Here is a 20,657-nt window from a genome sequence, read left to right on the forward strand (position 1 = left end):
CTCCACATCTGTACGGCTCCACGGCTCCACGGCTCCACGGCTCCATGGCTCCGCAGCTCCGTCCGGCACAGCGCTCTACCCCGACACGCCCTGTTCCGCCCAGCACAACCCAGCCCAGCCCAGCACTGTCCCGCCCAGCCCCGCTCTGCCCTGACACCGGCCCGCACGCCCGCCGAGGGGACCTCACATGGCACCAGAACCACCGCTGCTCAGCATGTCCGGCATCACCAAGTCGTTCCCCGGAGTCCGGGCCCTCGACGGCGTCGACCTCGACGTCCAGGCCGGCGAGGTGCACTGCCTCCTCGGCCAGAACGGCGCCGGGAAGTCCACCCTCATCAAGGTGCTGGCCGGCGCCCACCAGCCCGACACCGGCACCATCCGCTGGCGCGGCGAGGAGGTCACCCTGCGCTCGCCCATCGCGGCCATGCGTCTGGGCATCGCCACCATCTACCAGGAACTCGACCTGGTCGAGCACCTGTCGGTCGCCGAGAACGTCCACCTCGGCCACGAGCCGACCGCCGCCGGCTTCGTCGTACGGGGGAGGGCGGCCAAGGCGTCGACGGCCGCGCTGCTCAAGCGGCTCGGGCACCCCGAGGTCGACCCGGGGCGGCTGGTCGGGGAGCTGTCGGCGGCGCAGCAGCAGATCGTGTCCATGGCACGGGCGCTGTCGCACGACGTACGGCTGATCGTGATGGACGAGCCGTCCGCCGCGCTCGACCCGGACGAGGTCGACAACCTCTTCCGCATCGTCGCCGACCTCACCGCCGACGGAGTCGCCGTCGTCTACATCTCGCACCGCCTGGAGGAGATCCGCCGCATCGGCGACCGGGTCACCGTCCTCAAGGACGGCCGCGCGGTGGCCGGCGGGCTGCCCGCCGAGTCGACGCCGACCAGCGAGGTAGTGGCGCTGATGACCGGCCGCAACGTCGAGTACGTCTTCCCGGACCGGCCCACCGCGCCGCCCGCGGGCGAACCCGTGCTGAGCGTCGAAGGGCTGTCCCGGGAGGGGGAGTTCGACCGGCTCGACCTGGAGGTGCGCCCCGGCGAGATCGTCGGCCTCGCGGGACTGGTCGGCTCCGGCCGCTCCGAGATCCTGGAGACGGTCTACGGCGCCCGGAAGGCGAGCACCGGCCAGGTCCTCGTCGACGGGCGGCCGCTGAGGCCCGGCAGCGTGCGGGCCGCGGTCCGCGCCGGGCTGGGCCTCGCCCCCGAGGAACGCAAGGCCCAGGCCCTGCTGATGCTGGAGTCCGTCACCCGCAACGTGTCGGTCTCCGCCATGTCCCGCTTCTCGCGCGGCGGCTGGATCGACCGCGGCGCCGAACTCGGCGCGGCCCACAAGGCGACCCGCGAGCTGTCGCTGCGGCCCGACAACCCCGCGGTGCCCGTGCGCACCCTGTCCGGCGGCAACCAGCAGAAGGCGGTCCTCGCCCGCTGGCTGCTGCGCGGCTGCCGGGTCCTGCTGCTCGACGAACCCACCCGCGGCGTCGACGTCGGCGCCCGCGCCGAGCTGTACGCCGTCATCCGGCGCCTCGCCGACGAGGGCCTCGCCGTCCTGCTGGTCTCCAGCGAGGTGCCCGAGGTGCTGGGCCTCGCCGACCGCGTACTGGTGCTCCGCGAGGGCCGCGTCGTGTACGAGGCCCCCGCCCGCGAACTCGACGAACACCGCGTACTCGACCTCGTGATGGAAGGAAGCCCGGCGTCATGACGCAGCACGTGTCCCCGCCACGGGGCGGCACCGACAAGGCGGCACCCGTGGAGGGTCCGCCCGCCTGGCGGGTCCGGTTGGGCCGCGCCGACGTCCGCACCCTCACCCTGCTCGGTGTGCTCGCCGCACTGGTCCTCATCGGCGGCATCACCCAGCCCGACGCGTTCCTCGACACCCGCAACCTGCAACTGGTGCTCACCCAGGCGTCCGTGATCGGCGTCGTCACCGTCGGCGTCACCTTCGTGATCATCTCCGGCGGCATCGACCTGTCGGTCGGCGCCATCGTCGCCCTCTCCTCGGTGTGGGCGACCACGGTGGCCACCCAGGAATACGGCTTCGCCGGGATCCTCTTCACGGCGATCGTGGTCGGCGTCGGCTGCGGCCTGGTCAACGGCCTGCTCATCTCCTTCGGCGGGATGGTCCCCTTCATCGCCACCCTCGCCATGCTGGCCTCGGCGCGCGGACTCGCGCTCCAGATCACCGACGGCCGCACCCAGGTCGTCACCGTCCCGAGCGTCCTCGACCTCGCCGAGCGCGACTCGTACGTACTCGGCATACCGCCGCTGGTCCTGGTCTTCGCGGCCGTCACCGTCGTCGGCTGGCTGGTCCTCAACCGGACCACCTTCGGCCGCCGCACCGTCGCCGTCGGCGGCAACGCCGAGGCCGCCCGGCTGGCCGGCATCGACGTCCGCCGCCAGAGGCTCTACCTCTACCTGCTGTCCGGGCTGTGCTGCGGCATCGCCGCCTTCCTGCTGGTGGCCCTCGCCGGCTCCGGCCAGAACACCAACGGAAACCTCTACGAACTCGACGCCATCGCCGCCGCGATCATCGGCGGAACGCTGCTGACCGGCGGCCGGGGCCACATCATCGGCTCCGTGCTGGGCGTCCTGATCTTCACCACGATCACCAACATCTTCGCCCTGAACAACCTGCAGAGCGACGTCCAGCAGATCGCCAAGGGCGCGATCATCGTCGCCGCCGTGCTGGTCCAGCGCCGTACCGCAAGCACGCATTGAGGAAAGGGTTCACCGTCATGACGAAGCTCACGAGTCGCAGAGGGATGCTCTTCGGAGCCGCCGCCGTGTCCGCAGGTGCCGTCCTCGCCGGGTGCACCAGCAACGACCCCGACAGCGGCGACGACAAGGCCGCCGCGGACACCCAGCCGGCCGCCGACGACAAGCCCGGCAAGCCGGTCACCATCGGCTACGCCGGCCCGCAGGCCGACCACGGCTGGCTCAACGCCGTCAACGACCAGGCCAAGAAGCGCGCCGAGAAGTACTCCGAGATCACCATGGAGATCACCGAGGGCTCCAACGACACCGCGCAGCAGATCGGCCAGATCGAGACCCTCATCAACAAGAAGGTCGACGTCCTGGTCATCCTGCCGGCCGACGGCAAGGCCCTCACCCAGGTCGGCCTGAAGGCGATGCGGGCGGGCATCCCGGTCATCAACCTCGACCGGATCTTCAACAGCCCCCAGGCCTACCGCTGCTGGGTCGGCGGCGACAACTACGGCATGGGTCTCAACGCCGCCCACTACATCGGCGAGAAGCTCAAGGACAAGTCGGACGCCAAGGTCATCGAGCTGGCCGGCATCGACAACCTGGAACTGACCCAGCAGCGCACCCAGGGCTTCGACGACGGCCTGAAGAACTACCCGAACATCAAGAAGGTGGCCCGCCAGGCCGCCGAGTTCACCGTCGAGTCCGGACAGGCCAAGATGGCTCAGCTGCTCCAGGCCCAGTCGGACTTCGACGCCCTGTGGAACCACGACGACGACCAGGGCGTGGGCGCCCTGCGCGCCATCGAGCAGGCCGGACGGGACGACTTCCTGATGGTCGGCGGCGCGGGCGCGCTCTCCGCCTTCGAGGCCATCAAGGCGGACAGCGGCGTCCTGAAGGCGACGGTGCTCTACCCGCCGACCATGGCCGCCTCCGCGATCGACCTGGCCCGCGCCCTCGGCCAGGGCAAGGGCGTCAGCGGACTCGCCGAGTTCGAGATCCCCTCGACCGTCACCTGCTACTCGGCCGTCGTCGACAAGGACAACGTCGACCAGTACATGTCCACGGGCTTCAAGTGAGGGCTGCCGCTCCGGCAGCGGCCTGACCAGCCGCCGCCGGGGCGGGGCCCACCCCACCGCGCCACCACGACGAGGAGGACATCCGCATGGGACAGCCGCAGCAGCCCGAGGGGGCCGGCGCCGAGGAGGCAGCCGCCGGGACCGACAGCGGGACCGATACCGGGACCGGTGCCGGGGCCGGGGCGGCAACGGGGGCGTCCGCGACCAGACCACCCCTGCGCGTCGGCATGGTCGGCTACGCCTTCATGGGCGCCGCCCACTCCCAGGGCTGGCGCACCGCCGGCCGGGCCTTCGACCTGCCGCTGAACCCGGTACTGGCCGCGATCTGCGGACGGGACGCCGACGCCGTCCGCCTGGCGGCCGACCGGCACGGCTGGGCGAGCACCGAGACCGACTGGCGGACCCTGGTCGAACGGGACGACATCGACCTCGTCGACATCTGCACCCCCGGCGACAGCCACGCCGAGATCGCGCTGGCCGCGCTCGCCGCCGGGAAGCACGTCCTGTGCGAGAAGCCGCTGGCCAACACCGTCGAGGAGGCGCAGGCGATGACCCGCGCCGCCGAGGAGGCCGCGGCCCGGGGCCAGCTGGCCATGGTCGGCTTCAACTACCGCCGGGTACCGGCCACCGCGCTGGCCCGCCGGATGGTCGCCGAGGGCCGCGTCGGCCGGCTGCGGCACCTGCGGGTGACCTACCTCCAGGACTGGCTGGTCGACCCGAAGGCCCCGCTCACCTGGCGGCTGCGCAAGGAGCTGGCCGGATCGGGGGCGCTCGGCGACCTGGGCGCCCACATCGTCGACCTCGCCCAGTACCTGTCGGGCGAGCGGATCGCGGGCGTCTCCGCCCTCACCGAGACCTTCGTACGGGAACGCCCGCTGCCCGCCGGCGCCCCCCGGGGCCTGTCCGCGGGCTCGGCGGACGGGGTGACGGGACGGGTGACCGTCGACGACGCCGCCGTGTTCACCGGCCGCCTCACCTCCGGCGCCCTGGTCTCCTTCGAGGCCACCCGCTACGCCACCGGCCGCAAGAACGCCCTGCGCATCGAACTCAACGGCGAGCGCGGCTCCCTCGCCTTCGACCTGGAACGGCTCAACGAGCTGTCGTACCACGACGGCACCGAGCCCGGGGAACACGCCGGCTTCCGCCGGATCCTGGTCACCGAACCCGAACACCCCTACCTGGACGCCTGGTGGCCGCCGGGCCACGGGCTCGGCTACGAGCACACCTTCGTGCACCAGGCGCGCGACCTCGTGCACGCCGTGGCAGAGGGCCGCGGGCCCGAACCCTCCTTCGCCGACGGGCTGCAGGTGCAGCGCGTGCTCGCCGCCGTGGAGGAGAGCGCCGAGAAGAACTCCGTCTACACCCCGATCACCCCCTGAGGAGGCCGGCAGCGCCATGCCACGCAACTTCACGCTCTTCACCGGACAGTGGGCGGACCTGCCGCTGGAGGAGGTCTGCCGCCTCGCCCGCGACTTCGGCTACGACGGCCTGGAACTCGCCTGCTGGGGCGACCACTTCGAGGTCGACAAGGCCCTCGCGGACCCGTCCTACGTGGAATCCCGGCACCAGCTGCTCGACAAGTACGGCCTCAAGTGCTGGGCCATCTCCAACCACCTGGTCGGCCAGGCCGTCTGCGACGCCATCATCGACGAGCGCCACGAGGCCATCCTGCCCGCCCGCATCTGGGGCGACGGCGACGCGGAGGGGGTGCGGCAGCGCGCCGCCGCCGAGATCAAGGACACCGCACGCGCCGCCGCCCGGCTCGGCGTCGACACCGTCATCGGCTTCACCGGCTCTTCGATCTGGCACCTGGTCGCCATGTTCCCGCCGGCGCCCGAATCCATGATCGAGCGCGGCTACCAGGACTTCGCGGACCGCTGGAACCCGATCCTGGACGTCTTCGACGCCGAGGGCGTGCGGTTCGCCCACGAGGTGCACCCCAGCGAGATCGCCTACGACTACTGGACCACGCAACGCGCCCTGGAGGCGGTCGGCCACCGGCCCGCCTTCGGCCTCAACTTCGACCCGTCCCACTTCGTGTGGCAGGACCTCGACCCCGTCGGTTTCCTGTGGGACTTCCGCGACCGCATCTACCACGTCGACTGCAAGGAGGCCCGCAAGCGCCTCGACGGCCGCAACGGGCGGCTCGGCTCCCACCTGCCCTGGGGCGACCCGCGGCGCGGCTGGGACTTCGTGTCGGCCGGCCACGGCGACGTCCCCTGGGAGGACGTCTTCCGCATGCTGCGCTCCATCGACTACCAGGGGCCCGTCTCCGTCGAGTGGGAGGACGCCGGCATGGACCGGCTGCAGGGCGCGCCCGAAGCCCTCTCCCGGCTCAAGGCCTTCGACTTCGAGCCGCCGAGCGCGTCCTTCGACGCCGCGTTCAACAGCTGACCGCGCGCTCCCGAGCGCAGGCCGGGACGGGGACCGGACCACCCGCCGGTCCCCGGTCCGGCCTGCCTGAATCCCGCTTTGTCCTGAGTTGGGAAAAAGTTCAACCAGCTGCGGTCCAAGGGGTGTTCGCCCCGGAAGAACGCGGTTACCGTCCCTGAAGTGTTCAGGACACTCACACCTCCGGGGTGACGGCGCACCCCGGCGCCCGCATCGCACGTCTTCGCACCCATCCCGTACGGCCCACCCGTTCCCGGAGGGACTTCGTGCACAGAACCAGACTCAAAGGCACCGGCACCACCAGGCGCCCCAGGCTTCGCACCACACTCGCCCTGTTCACCGGCCTGCTGCTGGCCGTGGGCACCCCGGCGACCGTCGCCGGCGCCCACCCCGGCCACCCGGAGCACGACGAGACGGCGGCCGCCGCCGAGGGACAGTTCCAGCAGGTACCGCTCGCCAAGGGCGAGCCCGAGATGGGCGAGCCGATGTCGCTCGCGGTGCTCCCGGACCGCAGCGTCCTGCATACCGCCCGCGACGGCACACTGCGCCTGACCGACCAGGGCGGCGTCACCAAGGTCGCCGGCAAGATCCCGGTCTACAACCACGACGAGGAGGGCCTGCAGGGCGTAGGCATCGACCCGGACTTCGAGAACAACCGGGCGATCTACCTCTACTACGCCCCGCCGCTCGACACCCCCGCGGGCGACGCCCCGGAGAACGGCACCGCCGAGGACTTCAAGCCCTTCGACGGCGTCAACCGCCTCTCCCGCTTCGTCCTGAACGCCAACGGCACGCTGGACATGGCCAGCGAGAAGAAGGTTCTCGACGTCGCGGCCTCCCGGGGCACCTGCTGTCACGTCGGCGGCGACATCGCCTTCGACGCCGAGGGCAACCTCTACCTCTCCACCGGCGACGACACCAACCCGTTCGCCTCCGACGGCTACACGCCGATCGACGAGCGCGCGGACCGCAACCCGGCCTTCGACGCCCGCCGCAGCGCCGGCAACACCAACGACCTGCGCGGCAAGCTCCTGCGCATCAAGGTCGCCGAGGACGGCTCGTACACCATCCCGGAGGGCAACCTCTTCGAGCCCGGCACGGAGAAGACCCGGCCCGAGATCTACGCGATGGGCTTCCGCAACCCGTTCCGGATCAGCGTCGACAAGAAGACCGGCACGGTCTACGTCGGCGACTACGGCCCCGACGCGGGCGCCGCCGACCCGAAGCGCGGCCCGGCCGGGCAGGTCGAGTTCGCCAAGGTCACCAAGGCCGCCAACTTCGGCTGGCCCTTCTGCACCGGTGACAACGACCCGTACGTCGACTACGACTTCGCCACCAAGACCTCCGGCGAGACCTTCGACTGCGCCGCCCCGAAGAACACCTCGCCGCACAACACCGGCCTCACCGACCTGCCGCCCGCGCAGACCGCGTGGATCCCCTACGACGACGACTCCGTGCCCGAGTTCGGCAGCGGCTCCGAGTCCCCGATGGGCGGCCCGGTCTACCGCTACGACCCCGACCTCGACTCCAGCGTGAAGTTCCCCGAGGAGTACGACGGGGACTTCTTCGCCGGTGAGTTCGGCCGCCGCTGGATCAAGCGGATCGAGCAGACCGAGGACGGCGCGGTCTCCAAGATCAACGACTTCCCGTGGACCGGCACCCAGATCATGGACATGGAGTTCGGCCCCGACGGCGCGCTCTACGTCCTGGACTACGGTCTGTCCTGGTTCCAGGGCGACAAGGACTCCGCCCTGTACCGGATCGAGAACGCCGCGGACGGCTTCTCGCCGATCGCCGAGGTGAGCGCGAACAAGACCTCCGGCGCGGCCGGCCTGAAGGTCGCCTTCACCGCCACCGCCAAGGACGCCGACTCCCCGGACCTCACCTACGGCTGGGACTTCGGCGACGGCACCAAGGGCGAGGGCCTCACGCCCACCCACAAGTACAAGAAGGTCGGCACCTACACCGCGACCTTCACCGCCAAGGACCCCGAGGGCAACACCGGCAACGCCAGCGTCCGCATCGTCGTCGGCAACACCGAGCCCAAGGTGACGATCGAGACCCCCGGCAACGGCACCCTGCTCCCCATGGGACAGCCCATCCCGTTCAAGGTGAAGGTCACCGACCCCGAGGAGACGATCGACTGCTCCAAGGTCAAGGTCGCCTACAGCCTCGGCCACGACTCCCACGCCCACGAGCTGACCAGCGAGATGGGCTGTGAGGGCACCCTCAACCCGCCGCCGGGCGACGGCGGTCACGACCCCAACGCCAACATCTACGGCGTCGTCGGCGCCAGCTACACCGACGGTGGGGCCAACGGCCAGGAGGCCCTGACCGGCACCGCCCGCACCGTGATCCAGCCCCCGCACCGCCAGGCCGAGCACTTCACCGCTCAGCAGGGCGTGTCGCCCATCGACAAGACCGGCGCCAACGGCGGCAAGACCGTCGGCGACATCAACGACGGCGACTGGATCTCCTTCAGCCCCTACAAGTTCGACGGGCAGAAGAAGCTGACCGTACGGGCCTCCTCCGGCGGCGCCGGCGGCTATATCGAGGTCCGCACCGGCTCGCCCACCGGTCCGCTGCACGGTTCGGCGTACATCCCGCCGACCGGCAGCTGGGAGACCTTCCAGAACGTCGACGTGCCGCTGCGGGCCCTGCCCAAGAAGACCACCGACGTCTACCTGGTCTTCAAGGGCGGCGAGGGCGCGCTGTTCGACGTCGACGACTTCGAGTTCTCCACGGAGCCGTTCAAGGCCGGCAAGAAGGTCCTGGTCTTCTCCAAGACCGCGGGCTTCCGCCACGACTCCATCCCGGCCGGCATCGCCGCGCTGAAGGAGCTGGGCACCCCGGCCGGCATCTCGGTCACCGCGACCGAGGAGGCCGGACAGTTCACCACGGCCAACCTCGCCAAGTACGACGCGGTCGCCTTCCTGTCCACCACCGGTGACGTACTCAACGCCGATCAGCAGAAGGCGTTCGAGAACTACGTCAAGAACGGCGGCGGCTACATGGGCATCCACGCCGCCGCCGACACCGAGTACGACTGGGAGTTCTACGGCGGCCTCGTCGGCGCCTACTTCGACTCCCACCCGGCCATCCAGAAGGCCACCGTCCGCGTCGAGGACCACGACCACCCGGCCACCGCGCACCTGGACGACGCCTGGGAGCGCACCGACGAGCTGTACAACTACCGCACCAACCCGCGTGAGCAGGCCAAGGTCCTCGCCACCCTCGACGAGACCACCTACCAGGGCGGCAACATGAAGGGCGACCACCCGATCGCCTGGTGCCAGCCCTACGAGGGCGGCCGCGCCTTCTACACCGGCCTCGGCCACACCAAGGAGTCCTACGCGGACGAGGCCTTCCGCGGCCACCTGCTCGGCGGCATGCAGTACGCCACCGGCCAGGTCAAGGCGGACTGCAAGCCGGCCAGGGGCTACCGGGACATCTTCAACGGCCAGACCCTGGAAGGCTGGAAGCAGGCCGGCCCCGGAAAGTTCAACGTCAAGGACGGCGTCCTGGAGTCCGAGGGCGGCATGGGCCTGCTCTGGTACCAGGCCAAGGAACTGAAGTCGTACTCCCTCAAGCTCGACTGGAAGATGCGGGGCGACGACAACTCCGGCGTCTTCGTGGGCTTCCCGGCCTCCGACGACCCCTGGTCCGCCGTCGACAAGGGCTACGAGATCCAGATCGACGCCACGGACGCCGTGGACCGCACCACCGGTGCGATCTACACCTTCAAGGCGGCGAACATCAAGGCCCGTGACCAGGTTCTGCGGCCGCCCGGCCAGTGGAACTCCTACGAGATCAAGGTCCGGGGCGAACGCCTCCAGGTGTTCCTCAACGGAGTCAAGATCAACGACTTCACCAACAAGGACCCCGAGCGGAGCCTGACCGACGGCTACATCGGCCTGCAGAACCACGGCGCCGACGACCAGGTCTCCTTCCGCGACATCCAGCTCAAGGAACTGCCCTCCTAGGGCGAACCCGCCCCTGAGGGGGCGACCGGAACGGCGGCGGGCGGAGGACGCCGGACCTCCGCCCGCCGTCACCCCGAACGGAACCCCCGGCCGTACCACCGCTCGTGTGTGCCCGACGCGCTCGACAAGGAGGCTGCCCATGTCCGCGTCCCCCTCTGCTTCCTCCCGTGGCTCCCGTACCGGTGTCTGGCTGATCGGAGCCCGCGGCTCCGTCGCCACCACGGTGGTGGCGGGCTGCGCCGCCGTGACCGCGGGGCTGAACCCGCCGACCGGCATGGTCACCGAGACCCCCGACTTCGCCGACGCCGGACTCCCCGCCCTCCCGGCCCTCGTCTTCGGCGGTCACGACACCGTGGACTGCCCCCTGCCCAAGCGGGCCGAGGCCCTGGCCGCCGGTGGCGTGCTGCCGCACGGACTGCCCTCGGCCGTGCACGCGGAACTGGCCGCGGCCGACCGCGAGATCCGCCCCGGCGGCCCGCTGCCCGGCGACACCCGCGACGAGGAGGAGCTGATCGCCGCCTTCGCCGCGGACATCACCGACTTCGCGCGCCGCTCGGGTGTGGACCGGACGGTGGTCGTGAACGTCGCCTCCACCGAACCCGCGCCCAGTGGTGGCGCCCTGCCCGCCAGCTCGCTGTACGCCGCCGCCGCCCTCCGCGCCGGCTGCCCGTACGTCAACTTCACGCCGTCGACCGGCCTGCACCACCCGGCGCTGTCCGCACCGGCGGAAGCGAGCGGCCTGCCCCACGCCGGCCGCGACGGCAAGACCGGGCAGACCCTGTTGCGCTCGGTGCTCGGCCCGATGTTCGCGCAACGGGCGCTGGCGGTGCGTGCCTGGTCGGGCACGAACCTGCTGGGCGGCGGCGACGGCGCGGCGCTGGCCGACCCGGCCGCCGCCGCGGCGAAGAACGCCGGCAAGGAGCGCGTCCTGGCCGACACCCTCGGCGCCCCCGTCGAGGGCGAGGTCCACATCGACGACGTGCCCGCCCTCGGCGACTGGAAGACCGCCTGGGACCACATCGCCTTCGACGGCTTCCTCGGCGCCCGCATGTTCCTCCAGACCACCTGGCAGGGCTGCGACTCGTCCCTGGCCGCGCCGCTCGTCCTGGACCTGGCCCGTCTGGTCGCCCGCGCCCACCAGCGGGGCCTGTCCGGCCCCCTGGGTGAACTGGGCTTCTTCTTCAAGGACCCGGTGGGGGACGGACCGTCGTCCCTGGCCGAGCAGTACGGGGAGCTGAAACGCTTCGCCGGACGGCTGCGGGACGACGCTGACCGCGCCCCCGGCGACGGGGAGGGCCGCGAGGGCGGGCAGAACGGTGCCGCCGGGGAGAACGGTCCCGACAGGGAGAACGGTCCCGTCAGGGAGAACGGTCCCGACAGGGAGGACGGTGACGCCGTTGCCGTCCGGTCCGACGGCCGCGGTGTCGAAGGCGGGGCCGGGCGATGAGCCGCGCCGTCGCCGCGGCGCGGGACGCGGCCGCTCCGTCGGGAGCCCCGGCCGCGTCGTCGGGGACGCCGGCCGGAGCGTCGGCGGTGCCGGGAGCGGCCTCCGGGGCCATCGGGCCGCCACTCGCGACCGCCGCAGCGTCCCCTCGGGCCGCCCGCCTCGGCGCCTGGGCCGAACTGCTCCGGCTGCCCGCCCTGTTCACCGTCCCCGGCGACGCCCTGGCCGGCGCGGCGGCGGCCGGTGCGCGCCCCGGGCCCCGCAGCCTGCTCGCCATCGGCTCCTCCCTGTGCCTGTACGAGGCCGGCATGGCGCTCAACGACTGGGCCGACCGCGCGGAGGACGCCGCGGAGCGCCCGCACCGCCCCCTCCCCTCCGGCCGTATCCGCCCCGCCGCCGCCCTCACCGCCGCCGGGGTCCTCACCGGCGCGGGCCTGGCGCTGGCGGTCGGTGCGGGACGACCCGCGCTCGCGGTCGCTGCGCCGCTGGCGGCCACCGTCTGGGCCTACGACCTCGCCCTGAAGCACACCCCGGCCGGACCCGCGGCCATGGCGGCGGCCCGCGGACTGGACCTGCTCCTGGGCGCTGCCGCCACCGGCGGGGGCACCCGTGCCGCGCTGCCCTCGGCCGCGCTGCTCGGCAGTCACACCCTCGCGGTCACGGCCGTCTCCCGCCGGGAGACCACCGGCGGTTCCGTCCTGGCTCCGCTGGCCGCCCTCGCGACGACGGGGGCGCTGACCGGCCTGGTCGTCCGCCGTCGCACCCGACTCCCGGCAGGCCGGCGGGCAGCAGCCGCCCCCGGCCTGTCGGGCTCCACCCCGGCCCCCACCGTCACCGACGCCCTCACGGCCGCCCTGGGCGCCGCCTACGCCGCGACGGCCGCCCGCCCCTACTTCCACGCCGCGCTCAACCCCTCACCCCCGCTCACCCAACGCGCCGTGGGCGGCGGCATCCGGGCCACGATCCCGCTCCAGGCCGCGCTCGCCGCCCGATCCGGCGCGAGCGGCACGTCCCTCCTGGTCGCGGCCCTTGCCCCGGCCGGCCGGTGGTTCGCGAAACGGGCCGCCATGAGGAAGGTGAGCATCACGTGAGCCGGAACCCGCATCAGGGACCGGACGAGGCCGGAGACGGTCCCGCCACCCACCCGCTCCGCTTCGGCTACGGCACCAACGGCCTCGCCGACCTCCGCCTCGACGACGCCCTCGCCCTGCTCGCCGACCTCGGGTACGACGGCGTCGGCCTGACCCTCGACCACATGCACCTCGACCCGCTCGCCGACGACCTCACCGCCCGCACCCGCCGCCTCGCCCGGCGGCTGGACGCGCTCGGTCTGGGCGTCACCGTGGAGACCGGCGCCCGCTACGTGCTCGACCCGCGCCGCAAGCACGGCCCCTCCCTGCTCGACCCCGACCCGGAGGACCGCGCCCGCCGTACCGACCTCCTGGTGCGCGCCGTCGACGTGGCCGCCGACCTCGGGGCCCACGCCGTGCACTGCTTCAGCGGGGTCACCCCGGTGGGCACGGACGCGGACACGGCGTGGAAGAGGCTGGCCGAGGCACTCGCCCCGGTCCTGGACGCCGCCGCCACCGCGGGTATCCCCCTCGCGGTGGAGCCCGAACCGGGGCACCTGCTCGCCACCCTCGCCGACTTCCACACCCTGCGCCGCACCCTCGGCGATCCCGAACACCTCGGACTCACCCTGGACATCGGGCACTGCCAGTGCCTCGAACCACTCCCTCCCGCCGACTGCGTGCGCGCCGCCGCCCCCTGGCTGCGCCACGTGCAGATCGAGGACATGCGCCGCGGCGTCCACGAACACCTCCCCTTCGGTGACGGCGAGATCGACTTCCCGCCCGTCCTCGAGGCCCTCGCCGCCACCGGCTACCAGGGCCTGACCGTCGTCGAACTGCCCCGCCACTCCCACGCGGGACCCCACTTCGCCGAACGCTCCCTCCCGTTCCTGCGCCGCGCCGCACCGGCGCCGCCACCCCGCACCAACCGCTCGGGCGAGCCCTCCGCCACCCACTGAAGGGAGCCACACCATGACGCAGCCGCACGCCGCCCACGTCACCCCCGACACCCAGGACGCGGACGGCACCCCCGACGGGCAGGACCCTCAGGGCACCACCCCCGCCCACGTCCCGCCCGCCGACCTGCGCGCGAGCCTCGCCACCCGGCTCGGCGGATCCGCCCGGGCGTGGCTGGACCAGGCCCTCGACGAGGCCGCCGCCCACCCCGGCACCCACGGCCCCATCTCGGTGTGGGAACTGCGCCTCGCCGAGGCAGGCCGCCGCTGCGGGCCCGCCCACGCCGACGCCGCCCGCGTCCTCGTCCTGCACGCCGCCCGCGCCGACACCGAGGCCCTGACCCGGGTGTACTCCCAGGGCACCGCCGACGAACGCCGCGCCGTCCTGCACGCCCTGCCCCACCTCGTGCCGGGCCCGGACGCCCTTCCGCTCGTCGAGGATGCCCTGCGCACCAACGACACCCGGCTCGTCGCCGCCGCCCTCGGCCCGTACGCCGCCCGGCACCTCGACGCCCACCAGTGGCGGCACGCCGTGCTGAAGTGCCTGTTCACGGGTGTCCCCGTCGACAGCGTGGCGGACCTCGCCCGCCGGGCCCACGGAGACGACGAACTCGCCCGGATGCTCGCCGACTACGCCGCCGAACGCACCGCCGCGGACCGCACCGTCCCCGAAGACCTGCACCGCGTCCTGGCCCTGACCGAGTCCGGACGCCCCGCGCCCGGCACGGCCGACCCCCACGGCAAGGAGTCCTGATGCGCATCTTCGACCCCCACATCCACATGACCTCCCGGACCACCGACGACTACGAGGCCATGTACGCGGCAGGCGTCCGCGCCCTCGTCGAGCCGTCCTTCTGGCTGGGCCAGCCCCGTACCTCGCCCGACTCCTTCCGCGACTACTTCGACGCCCTGCTCGGCTGGGAACCCTTCCGCGCCGCCCAGTACGGCATCGCCCACCACTGCACCATCGCGCTGAACCCCAAGGAGGCCAACGACCCCCGCTGCCTGCCCGTCCTCGACGAGCTGCCCCGCTATCTCGTCAAGGACCGGGTGGTGGCGGTCGGCGAGATCGGCTACGACTCGATGACGCCCGCCGAGGACACCGCCCTGGCCACCCAGCTCCAGCTCGCCGCCGACCACGGCCTGCCCGCCCTCGTGCACACCCCCCACCGCGACAAGCTGGCCGGCCTGCGCCGCACCCTGGACGCGGTCCGGGAATCGGCGCTGCCGACGGAGCGGGTCCTGGTCGACCACCTCAACGAGACCACCGTGAAGGAAGCCAAGGACTCGGGCGCCTGGCTCGGCTTCTCCGTCTATCCGGACACCAAGATGGACGAGGCCCGGATGGTCGCCCTGCTGCGCGAGTACGGCCCGGAGCAGGTCCTGGTGAACTCCGCCGCCGACTGGGGCAGGAGCGACCCGCTCAAGACCCGCAAGGTCGGCGACCTGATGCTCGCCGAGGGCTTCGGCGAGGACGACGTGGACCGGGTGCTGTGGCGCAACCCCGTCGCCTTCTACGGCCTCAGCGGACGGCTGGAACTCGACGTGGCCTCCGGGAACGCCACGCACGAGGGCAACTCCATCCTGCGCGGCGGGGAGTGAGCGATGCGCTTCCGGCACCCCGACGGCTCCACCGTCCACCTCGCCTACTGCACCAACGTGCACCCCGCCGAGACCCTGGACGGCGTCCTCGCCCAGCTCCGCGACCACTGCGAGCCGGTCCGCAAACGCCTCGGCCGCGACCGCCTCGGCATCGGGCTGTGGCTCGCCCGCGACGCCGCCCACGCCCTGGTCACCGACCCCGCCGCCCTGCGCGGCCTGCGCACCGAACTCGACCGGCGCGGCCTGGAGGTCGTCACCCTCAACGGCTTCCCCTACGAGGGCTTCGGCGCCGAAGAGGTCAAGTACCGCGTCTACAAGCCGGACTGGGCCGACCCCGAACGCCTCGAACACACCACCTCCCTGGCCCGTCTCCTCGCCGGACTGCTGCCCGACGACGTCACGGACGGCACCATCTCCACCCTGCCGCTGGCCTGGCGCACCGCCTACGACGAAACCCGCGCCGACAAGGCACGCGCCGCCCTCGTCACCCTCGCCGAACGCCTCGACGCACTCCAGGAACTGACCGGCCGCTCCATCCGCGTCGGCCTGGAACCGGAACCCGGCTGCGTCGTCGAGACCACCCACGACGCCATCGCCCCGCTGACCGCGATAGCCCACGACCGCATCGGCGTCTGCGTCGACACCTGCCACCTCGCCACCTCCTTCGAAGACCCGCACACCGCCCTGGACGCGCTCACGGCCGCCCGCGTACCCGTCGTCAAGTCCCAGCTGTCCGCCGCACTGCACGCCGAACGCCCCGCCGACCCCGCGGTCCGCGAAGCCCTCGCCGCCTTCGCCGAGCCACGCTTCCTGCACCAGAGCCGCACCACCACCCCGTCCGGCGGCCTGCACGGCACCGACGACCTCTACGAGGCCCTCGCGGACGGCGGCCCGCTGCCCGACACCGCGCCCTGGCGCGCCCACTTCCACGTCCCCCTGCACGCGGCCCCCGCCGCGCCCCTCACCTCCACCCTTCCGGTACTCAAGGCCGCGCTGACCCGGCTCGTCGGCGGCCCGCACCCCCTCACCCGGCACCTGGAGGTCGAGACCTACACCTGGCAGGCCCTCCCGCCCGAGCTGCGGCCCCGCGCCCGCGCCCAGCTCACCGACGGCATCGCCGCCGAGCTGACCCTCGCCCGCGACCTGTTGACGGACCTCGGCCTGAAGGAACTGCCATGACCCGACCCACCCCCTCCGACGGACCGACCCCCCTCCTCGTCCTGGACGTCGTCGGCCTCACCCCCCGTCTCCTCGACCACATGCCCCACCTCAAGCAGCTCGGCCAGTCCGGCACCCGGGCGCCGCTCGGCACCGTCCTGCCGGCCGTCACCTGCGCCGCCCAGTCCACCTTCCTGACCGGCACCATGCCCTCCGAGCACGGCATCGTCGGCAACGGCTGGTACTTCCGCGAACTCGGCGACGTCCTGCTGTGGCGCCAGCACAACGGACTCGTCAGCGGCGACAAACTCTGGGACGCCGCCCGCCGCGCCCACCCCGGCTACACCGTCGCCAACATCTGCTGGTGGTACGCCATGGGCGCCGACACCGACATCACCGTCACCCCCCGTCCCGTCTACTACGCCGACGGCCGCAAGGAACCCGACTGCTACACCAGGCCCCCGGCCCTGCACGACGAACTCACCGACAAGCTCGGCACCTTCCCCCTCTTCCACTTCTGGGGACCCGGCGCCGACCTGGTCTCCAGCCAGTGGATCATCGACGCCACCCGGCACATCATGGCCACCCGCCATCCCGACCTGACCCTCTGCTACCTCCCTCACCTCGACTACGACCTGCAGCGCTTCGGCCCCGACGACCCGCGCTCCCTGAAGGCCGCCGCCGACCTCGACGCGGCGCTGGCCCCGCTGCTCGACGACGCCCGCGCCGAGGGCCGCACCGTCGTCGCGCTGTCCGAGTACGGCATCACCCCCGTCAGTCGCCCCGTGGACATCAACCGCGCCCTGCGCCGCGCCGGGCTGCTCGAGGTGCACACCCAGGACGGCATGGAGTACCTCGACCCGATGGCCTCCCGCGCCTTCGCCGTCGCCGACCACCAGGTGGCCCACGTGTACGTGCGCCGCCCCGAGGACCTCGACGCCACCCGGGCCGCCCTGGACGGACTGCCCGGCATCGAGCAACTCCTCGACGACGAGGGCAAGAAGGCCCAGCACCTCGACCACCCCCGCGCCGGCGAACTGGTCGCCCTCGCGGAGCCGGACGCCTGGTTCACGTACTACTACTGGCTCGACGACGACCGCGCGCCCGACTTCGCGCAGCTCGTCGAGATCCACCGCAAACCCGGCTACGACCCGGTCGAACTGTTCATGGATCCGCTCGACCCCTACGTCAAGGTCAAGGCGGCCGGCGCCCTGGCCCGCAAGAAGCTCGGCATGCGCTACCGCATGGCGGTCGTGCCCCTGGACGCCTCACCTATTCGAGGCAGCCACGGCCGCCTCCCCGCGAGCGACGACGACGGTCCGCTCCTCATCTGCTCCACCCCCCGCGCTGTCGGAGACCGCGTCGCGGCGACCGACGTGAAACAACTCCTGCTCCGGCTGGCCGGACTCGGTTGACGCACCACCCGGTACGCCCGCCGAATTCCGACTACTGAGAGTGAAACACACGGCACTGACAACGGCCCGCCCGAGCCGCATCGGCGCAGGCCACGACCCAGAAGGCAGGCACCGTGACCCCGTTCACCGACCCCTCCCGCACCGACATGGGTACCGACCCGGCCACCGACGGCCCGGGCGAGGCCCTGCGCCGCTCGCTCGGCGTGAATCGGCGCCGCTTCCTCAGTACCTGCACCGCCGTGGCGGCCGGAGCCGTCGCGGCCCCCGTCCTCGGCGCCTCCCCGGCCCTCGCCCACGACCGGGACAGAGACCACGACCACGGACACGGGCACGGCCATGGACACGGGCAGATCCTCGTCCCGGCGGACAAGCGCGGCATCATCCTCTACACCGTCCGCGACGCCACCGCCCGCGACCCCCTCGCCTCCGACCTGCCCTCCGGCTTCCGCGAGGTCTTCAAGCAGCTGTCCCGCCACGGCTACCGCCAGGTGGAGTTCGCCGGATACAACCAGCACGCCAACGCGCCCGGCGGGGCCAGCCTGGAATCCGTCCAGGGCGCCCGGCTGCTGCGCTCCTGGCTCGACGACTACGGTTTGCGCGCCCAGGGCAACCACGGCTTCATCCCGTCCTCCTGGCCGCTGACCGCGGCGGACAAGGACACCTTCAAGAAGCACCTGGAGATCGCCAACATCCTCGGCATGGACCACATGGGCACCGGCGGCGACCCCACCGGCAGCTCCTACCGCGCCGACTGGGACGTGGCCGCCGACAAGTGGAACGCCCTCGGCGCGATCGCCCACCGGGAGGGCATCAAGCTCTACACCCACAACCACGACAGCGCCTACGGCTTCCTGCTCGACGGCGGCCCGCTGGACGACCAGGGCCGGCCGACCCGCAGTTCGGGCATCCGGAAGCTGGAGTACTTCCTCAAGGTCACCGACCCGCGGGTCGTCTGGCTGGAGATGGACATCTTCTGGGCGCACGTCGCCCAGTACAAGTTCCACGAGTACACCGCCCACGACGGCACCACCCGGAAGAACGTCTTCGACCCGGCCGGCCTGGTCGTCCGCAACAACCGGCGCTACCCGCTCTTCCACGCCAAGGACGGCGTGGTCAGCACGACCAACGGCATGGGCTACGACATGGTGCCGTTCGGGACCGGAGTCATCGACTACACGACGTTCTTCTCCCGGGTCGGACAGCGCAACTACCACAACCCGATGATCGAGGACGACAACTCCCCGAGCGCCACCGATCCCTCGCAGTCGCTGCGGGAGGCCAAGATCAGCTACGACAACCTGGCCGCCCTGCGCAAGCGGCGCCACTGACCAGGAGCACAGACCGGGCGGCCCCTCCCGCGTGCTGGGAGGGGCCGCCCGGTCCGTGCGAAGAAGCCTCCGTCAGGTCATCCCTCACCCAGCGGCTGGGGATTCGGAGTGACGCGCTTGCCCTTGGAGCGTCCCGGCGGTTGCAGGAACAGCGCCACGAACCCGGCGAAGATCGAGATGCTGCCCGCCAGGCTGAAGGCACCGTTGTAGCCCCAGACGCCGACGACCACGGAACCCATGCCCGCGCCGAGACCGGAGACGAGCTTGGAGCTGTAGACCATCCCGTAGTTGGTGGCGTTGTTGTTCTCTCCGAAGTAGTCCGCCGTCAGCGCCGCGAACATCGGGAAGATGGCACCGCCGCCGAACCCGGAGACGGCGGAGAAGAGCAGGAACAACGGCAGGTTCTTGATCTCGGCCGACCAGATGATGCCGAACTGGGCGAGGCCCAGGATCGCGCACACGTAGAGCAGGCACTGCTTGCGGCCGTAGAGGTCGGAGAGCCAGCCGATGACGCCGCGCCCGGTGCCGTTGACGATCGCCTTGAGCGACATCGCGGCCGCCACGATCCCGGCCGCGAAGCCCGCCTCCTCGCCGATGTCGACCTGGAAGGCGATGCCGAAGATGTTCACGCCGGAGGTGCAGGCGAGACAGAACCACATCAGCGCCACCCGGCCGGTCCGCCAGGCCTCCATCGGGGAGTACTGCTTGACGGCCGGGGGGTTCTTCTCCAGCGAACGCCGGGCCCGCGGGTCGGCCGGCGGGTTCAGCGGGTCGACGGCGGCCGGCCACCAGTTCTTCGGCGGGTCCCGGAAGTAGAACCCGGCGACCGCCACCATGGCGGCGAGCAGGACACCGGCCGAGACCAGCACCCAGCGGAAGTTGGAGGTGTCCATGTAGCCGTGGAAGATGAAGACGAACGGCACCGAGCCGTAGGCGAAACCGCCGTTGACGAAGCCGGTCTTCCCGCCCCGGCGCTCCGGGTACCACTTGCCGACCATGTTGACGCAGGTCGCGTACACCATGCCGGCACCCATGCCGCTGAACACGCCGAAGCCGATGAAGGCGAGCGAGACATGTGGCGCGAACGCCAGCGACAGATAGCCCAGCAGCGTGCCGGCCGATCCCAGCATCATCGCCCAGCGCGCCGGCAGCCTGCCGCTCTCCCGCAGCCGTCCCGCCGGAAACGCGACCGCGGCCTGGCAGAACACCCAGGCGGTCATCATCCAGTAGATGCTGCCGCTGGACCAGTGGTGGGCCTCGTGCAGCGTGTCCTCGGCGGACGCGAACGCGTACTCGGCGGAGGAGATGCCCATCATCCCGATCCAGGGCAGGATCACCATCCACTTGCGCTTGCGCCCCATGATGTCGATGTCGGACTCGCCCACGCGATAGACGCGTCCGTTCCTGTCGGTCACCTCCTGGTAGGCGGCGACCCGTGTGACATCGGTGGTTGTCATGTCGTTTGCACCCCTAGCGTCGAAAGTTCTGGCCAGCGCCCCCTGTCCAATGCCTTTCGTGCGCGCGC

Annotated in this window: 15 protein-coding genes; 14 read left to right on the top strand and 1 reads right to left on the bottom strand. The window is 72.0% G+C overall.

Annotated elements, in window-relative coordinates:
* Positions 1–187: 187 nt before the first annotated feature.
* From C4J65_RS29890 to C4J65_RS29955, 14 genes are all read left to right on the top strand, one after another.
* Positions 188–1,705, top strand: coding sequence for a sugar ABC transporter ATP-binding protein (locus tag C4J65_RS29890; RefSeq protein ID WP_115745210.1), 1,518 nt, complete (start codon positions 188–190; stop codon positions 1,703–1,705).
* A complete protein-coding gene (locus C4J65_RS29895) occupies positions 1,702–2,721 on the top strand; it encodes an ABC transporter permease (protein ID WP_115745211.1) in 1,020 nt (339 codons plus the stop codon). The genes C4J65_RS29890 and C4J65_RS29895 overlap by 4 nt, the downstream gene beginning before the upstream one ends.
* Before the next feature lie 17 nt (positions 2,722–2,738).
* Positions 2,739–3,785: a substrate-binding domain-containing protein gene (locus tag C4J65_RS29900; RefSeq protein WP_115745212.1), complete on the top strand. Its 1,047-nt coding sequence runs from the start codon at positions 2,739–2,741 to the stop codon at positions 3,783–3,785.
* An 86-nt stretch (positions 3,786–3,871) separates the two neighbouring features.
* Positions 3,872–5,164 carry a Gfo/Idh/MocA family oxidoreductase gene (locus tag C4J65_RS29905; RefSeq protein ID WP_115745213.1) on the top strand — a complete coding sequence of 431 codons (1,293 nt, stop codon included), beginning with the start codon at positions 3,872–3,874 and terminating at the stop codon, positions 5,162–5,164.
* Between the two features lie 16 nt (positions 5,165–5,180).
* Positions 5,181–6,179 carry a sugar phosphate isomerase/epimerase family protein gene (locus C4J65_RS29910; protein ID WP_115745214.1) on the top strand — a complete coding sequence of 333 codons (999 nt, stop codon included), beginning with the start codon at positions 5,181–5,183 and terminating at the stop codon, positions 6,177–6,179.
* A gap of 263 nt (positions 6,180–6,442) precedes the next feature.
* A complete protein-coding gene (locus C4J65_RS29915; protein ID WP_115745215.1) occupies positions 6,443–10,159 on the top strand; it encodes a ThuA domain-containing protein in 3,717 nt (1,238 codons plus the stop codon).
* A 139-nt stretch (positions 10,160–10,298) separates the two neighbouring features.
* Positions 10,299–11,606, top strand: coding sequence for an inositol-3-phosphate synthase (locus C4J65_RS29920; RefSeq protein WP_115745216.1), 1,308 nt, complete (start codon positions 10,299–10,301; stop codon positions 11,604–11,606).
* Positions 11,603–12,694: an SCO3242 family prenyltransferase gene (locus C4J65_RS29925; protein ID WP_115745217.1), complete on the top strand. Its 1,092-nt coding sequence runs from the start codon at positions 11,603–11,605 to the stop codon at positions 12,692–12,694. Before C4J65_RS29920 ends, C4J65_RS29925 begins: the two co-directional genes overlap by 4 nt.
* Complete coding sequence (locus C4J65_RS29930) at positions 12,691–13,632, top strand: sugar phosphate isomerase/epimerase family protein (protein ID WP_115745218.1); 942 nt, start codon at positions 12,691–12,693, stop codon at positions 13,630–13,632. The genes C4J65_RS29925 and C4J65_RS29930 overlap by 4 nt, the downstream gene beginning before the upstream one ends.
* Before the next feature lie 13 nt (positions 13,633–13,645).
* Positions 13,646–14,383 carry an EboA domain-containing protein gene (locus C4J65_RS29935; protein WP_115745219.1) on the top strand — a complete coding sequence of 246 codons (738 nt, stop codon included), beginning with the start codon at positions 13,646–13,648 and terminating at the stop codon, positions 14,381–14,383.
* Complete coding sequence (locus tag C4J65_RS29940; RefSeq protein ID WP_115745220.1) at positions 14,383–15,231, top strand: TatD family hydrolase; 849 nt, start codon at positions 14,383–14,385, stop codon at positions 15,229–15,231. The genes C4J65_RS29935 and C4J65_RS29940 overlap by 1 nt, the downstream gene beginning before the upstream one ends.
* A gap of 3 nt (positions 15,232–15,234) precedes the next feature.
* Positions 15,235–16,410 (top strand): metabolite traffic protein EboE, encoded by a 1,176-nt coding sequence (gene eboE / locus C4J65_RS29945; protein ID WP_115745221.1) that lies wholly within the window; start codon positions 15,235–15,237, stop codon positions 16,408–16,410.
* Positions 16,407–17,804 carry a nucleotide pyrophosphatase/phosphodiesterase family protein gene (locus C4J65_RS29950; RefSeq protein ID WP_115745222.1) on the top strand — a complete coding sequence of 466 codons (1,398 nt, stop codon included), beginning with the start codon at positions 16,407–16,409 and terminating at the stop codon, positions 17,802–17,804. Before eboE ends, C4J65_RS29950 begins: the two co-directional genes overlap by 4 nt.
* Positions 17,805–17,950: 146 nt before the next feature.
* Complete coding sequence (locus C4J65_RS29955; RefSeq protein ID WP_205351174.1) at positions 17,951–19,132, top strand: sugar phosphate isomerase/epimerase family protein; 1,182 nt, start codon at positions 17,951–17,953, stop codon at positions 19,130–19,132.
* Positions 19,133–19,209: 77 nt separating this feature from the next.
* On the opposite strand, the gene C4J65_RS29960 is transcribed toward C4J65_RS29955, so the two are convergent.
* On the bottom strand, positions 19,210–20,589 hold the full coding sequence (locus C4J65_RS29960) for an OFA family MFS transporter (RefSeq protein ID WP_162833413.1): 1,380 nt from the start codon (positions 20,587–20,589) through the stop codon (positions 19,210–19,212).
* Positions 20,590–20,657 lie beyond the last annotated feature (68 nt).

Origin of the sequence: Streptomyces sp. CB09001, assembly GCF_003369795.1 — a bacterium.
Taxonomy (GTDB): Bacteria; Actinomycetota; Actinomycetes; order Streptomycetales; family Streptomycetaceae; genus Streptomyces.

Coding starts and splice junctions, on each gene's coding strand:
- C4J65_RS29890 (WP_115745210.1), top strand. CDS start 188: ATGGCACCAGAACCACCGCTGCTCAGCATGTCCGGCATCACCAAGTCG.
- C4J65_RS29895 (WP_115745211.1), top strand. CDS start 1,702: ATGACGCAGCACGTGTCCCCGCCACGGGGCGGCACCGACAAGGCGGCA.
- C4J65_RS29900 (WP_115745212.1), top strand. CDS start 2,739: ATGACGAAGCTCACGAGTCGCAGAGGGATGCTCTTCGGAGCCGCCGCC.
- C4J65_RS29905 (WP_115745213.1), top strand. CDS start 3,872: ATGGGACAGCCGCAGCAGCCCGAGGGGGCCGGCGCCGAGGAGGCAGCC.
- C4J65_RS29910 (WP_115745214.1), top strand. CDS start 5,181: ATGCCACGCAACTTCACGCTCTTCACCGGACAGTGGGCGGACCTGCCG.
- C4J65_RS29920 (WP_115745216.1), top strand. CDS start 10,299: ATGTCCGCGTCCCCCTCTGCTTCCTCCCGTGGCTCCCGTACCGGTGTC.
- C4J65_RS29925 (WP_115745217.1), top strand. CDS start 11,603: ATGAGCCGCGCCGTCGCCGCGGCGCGGGACGCGGCCGCTCCGTCGGGA.
- C4J65_RS29935 (WP_115745219.1), top strand. CDS start 13,646: ATGACGCAGCCGCACGCCGCCCACGTCACCCCCGACACCCAGGACGCG.
- C4J65_RS29940 (WP_115745220.1), top strand. CDS start 14,383: ATGCGCATCTTCGACCCCCACATCCACATGACCTCCCGGACCACCGAC.
- eboE (WP_115745221.1), top strand. CDS start 15,235: ATGCGCTTCCGGCACCCCGACGGCTCCACCGTCCACCTCGCCTACTGC.
- C4J65_RS29950 (WP_115745222.1), top strand. CDS start 16,407: ATGACCCGACCCACCCCCTCCGACGGACCGACCCCCCTCCTCGTCCTG.
- C4J65_RS29955 (WP_205351174.1), top strand. CDS start 17,951: ATGGGTACCGACCCGGCCACCGACGGCCCGGGCGAGGCCCTGCGCCGC.
- C4J65_RS29960 (WP_162833413.1), bottom strand. CDS start 20,589: ATGACAACCACCGATGTCACACGGGTCGCCGCCTACCAGGAGGTGACC.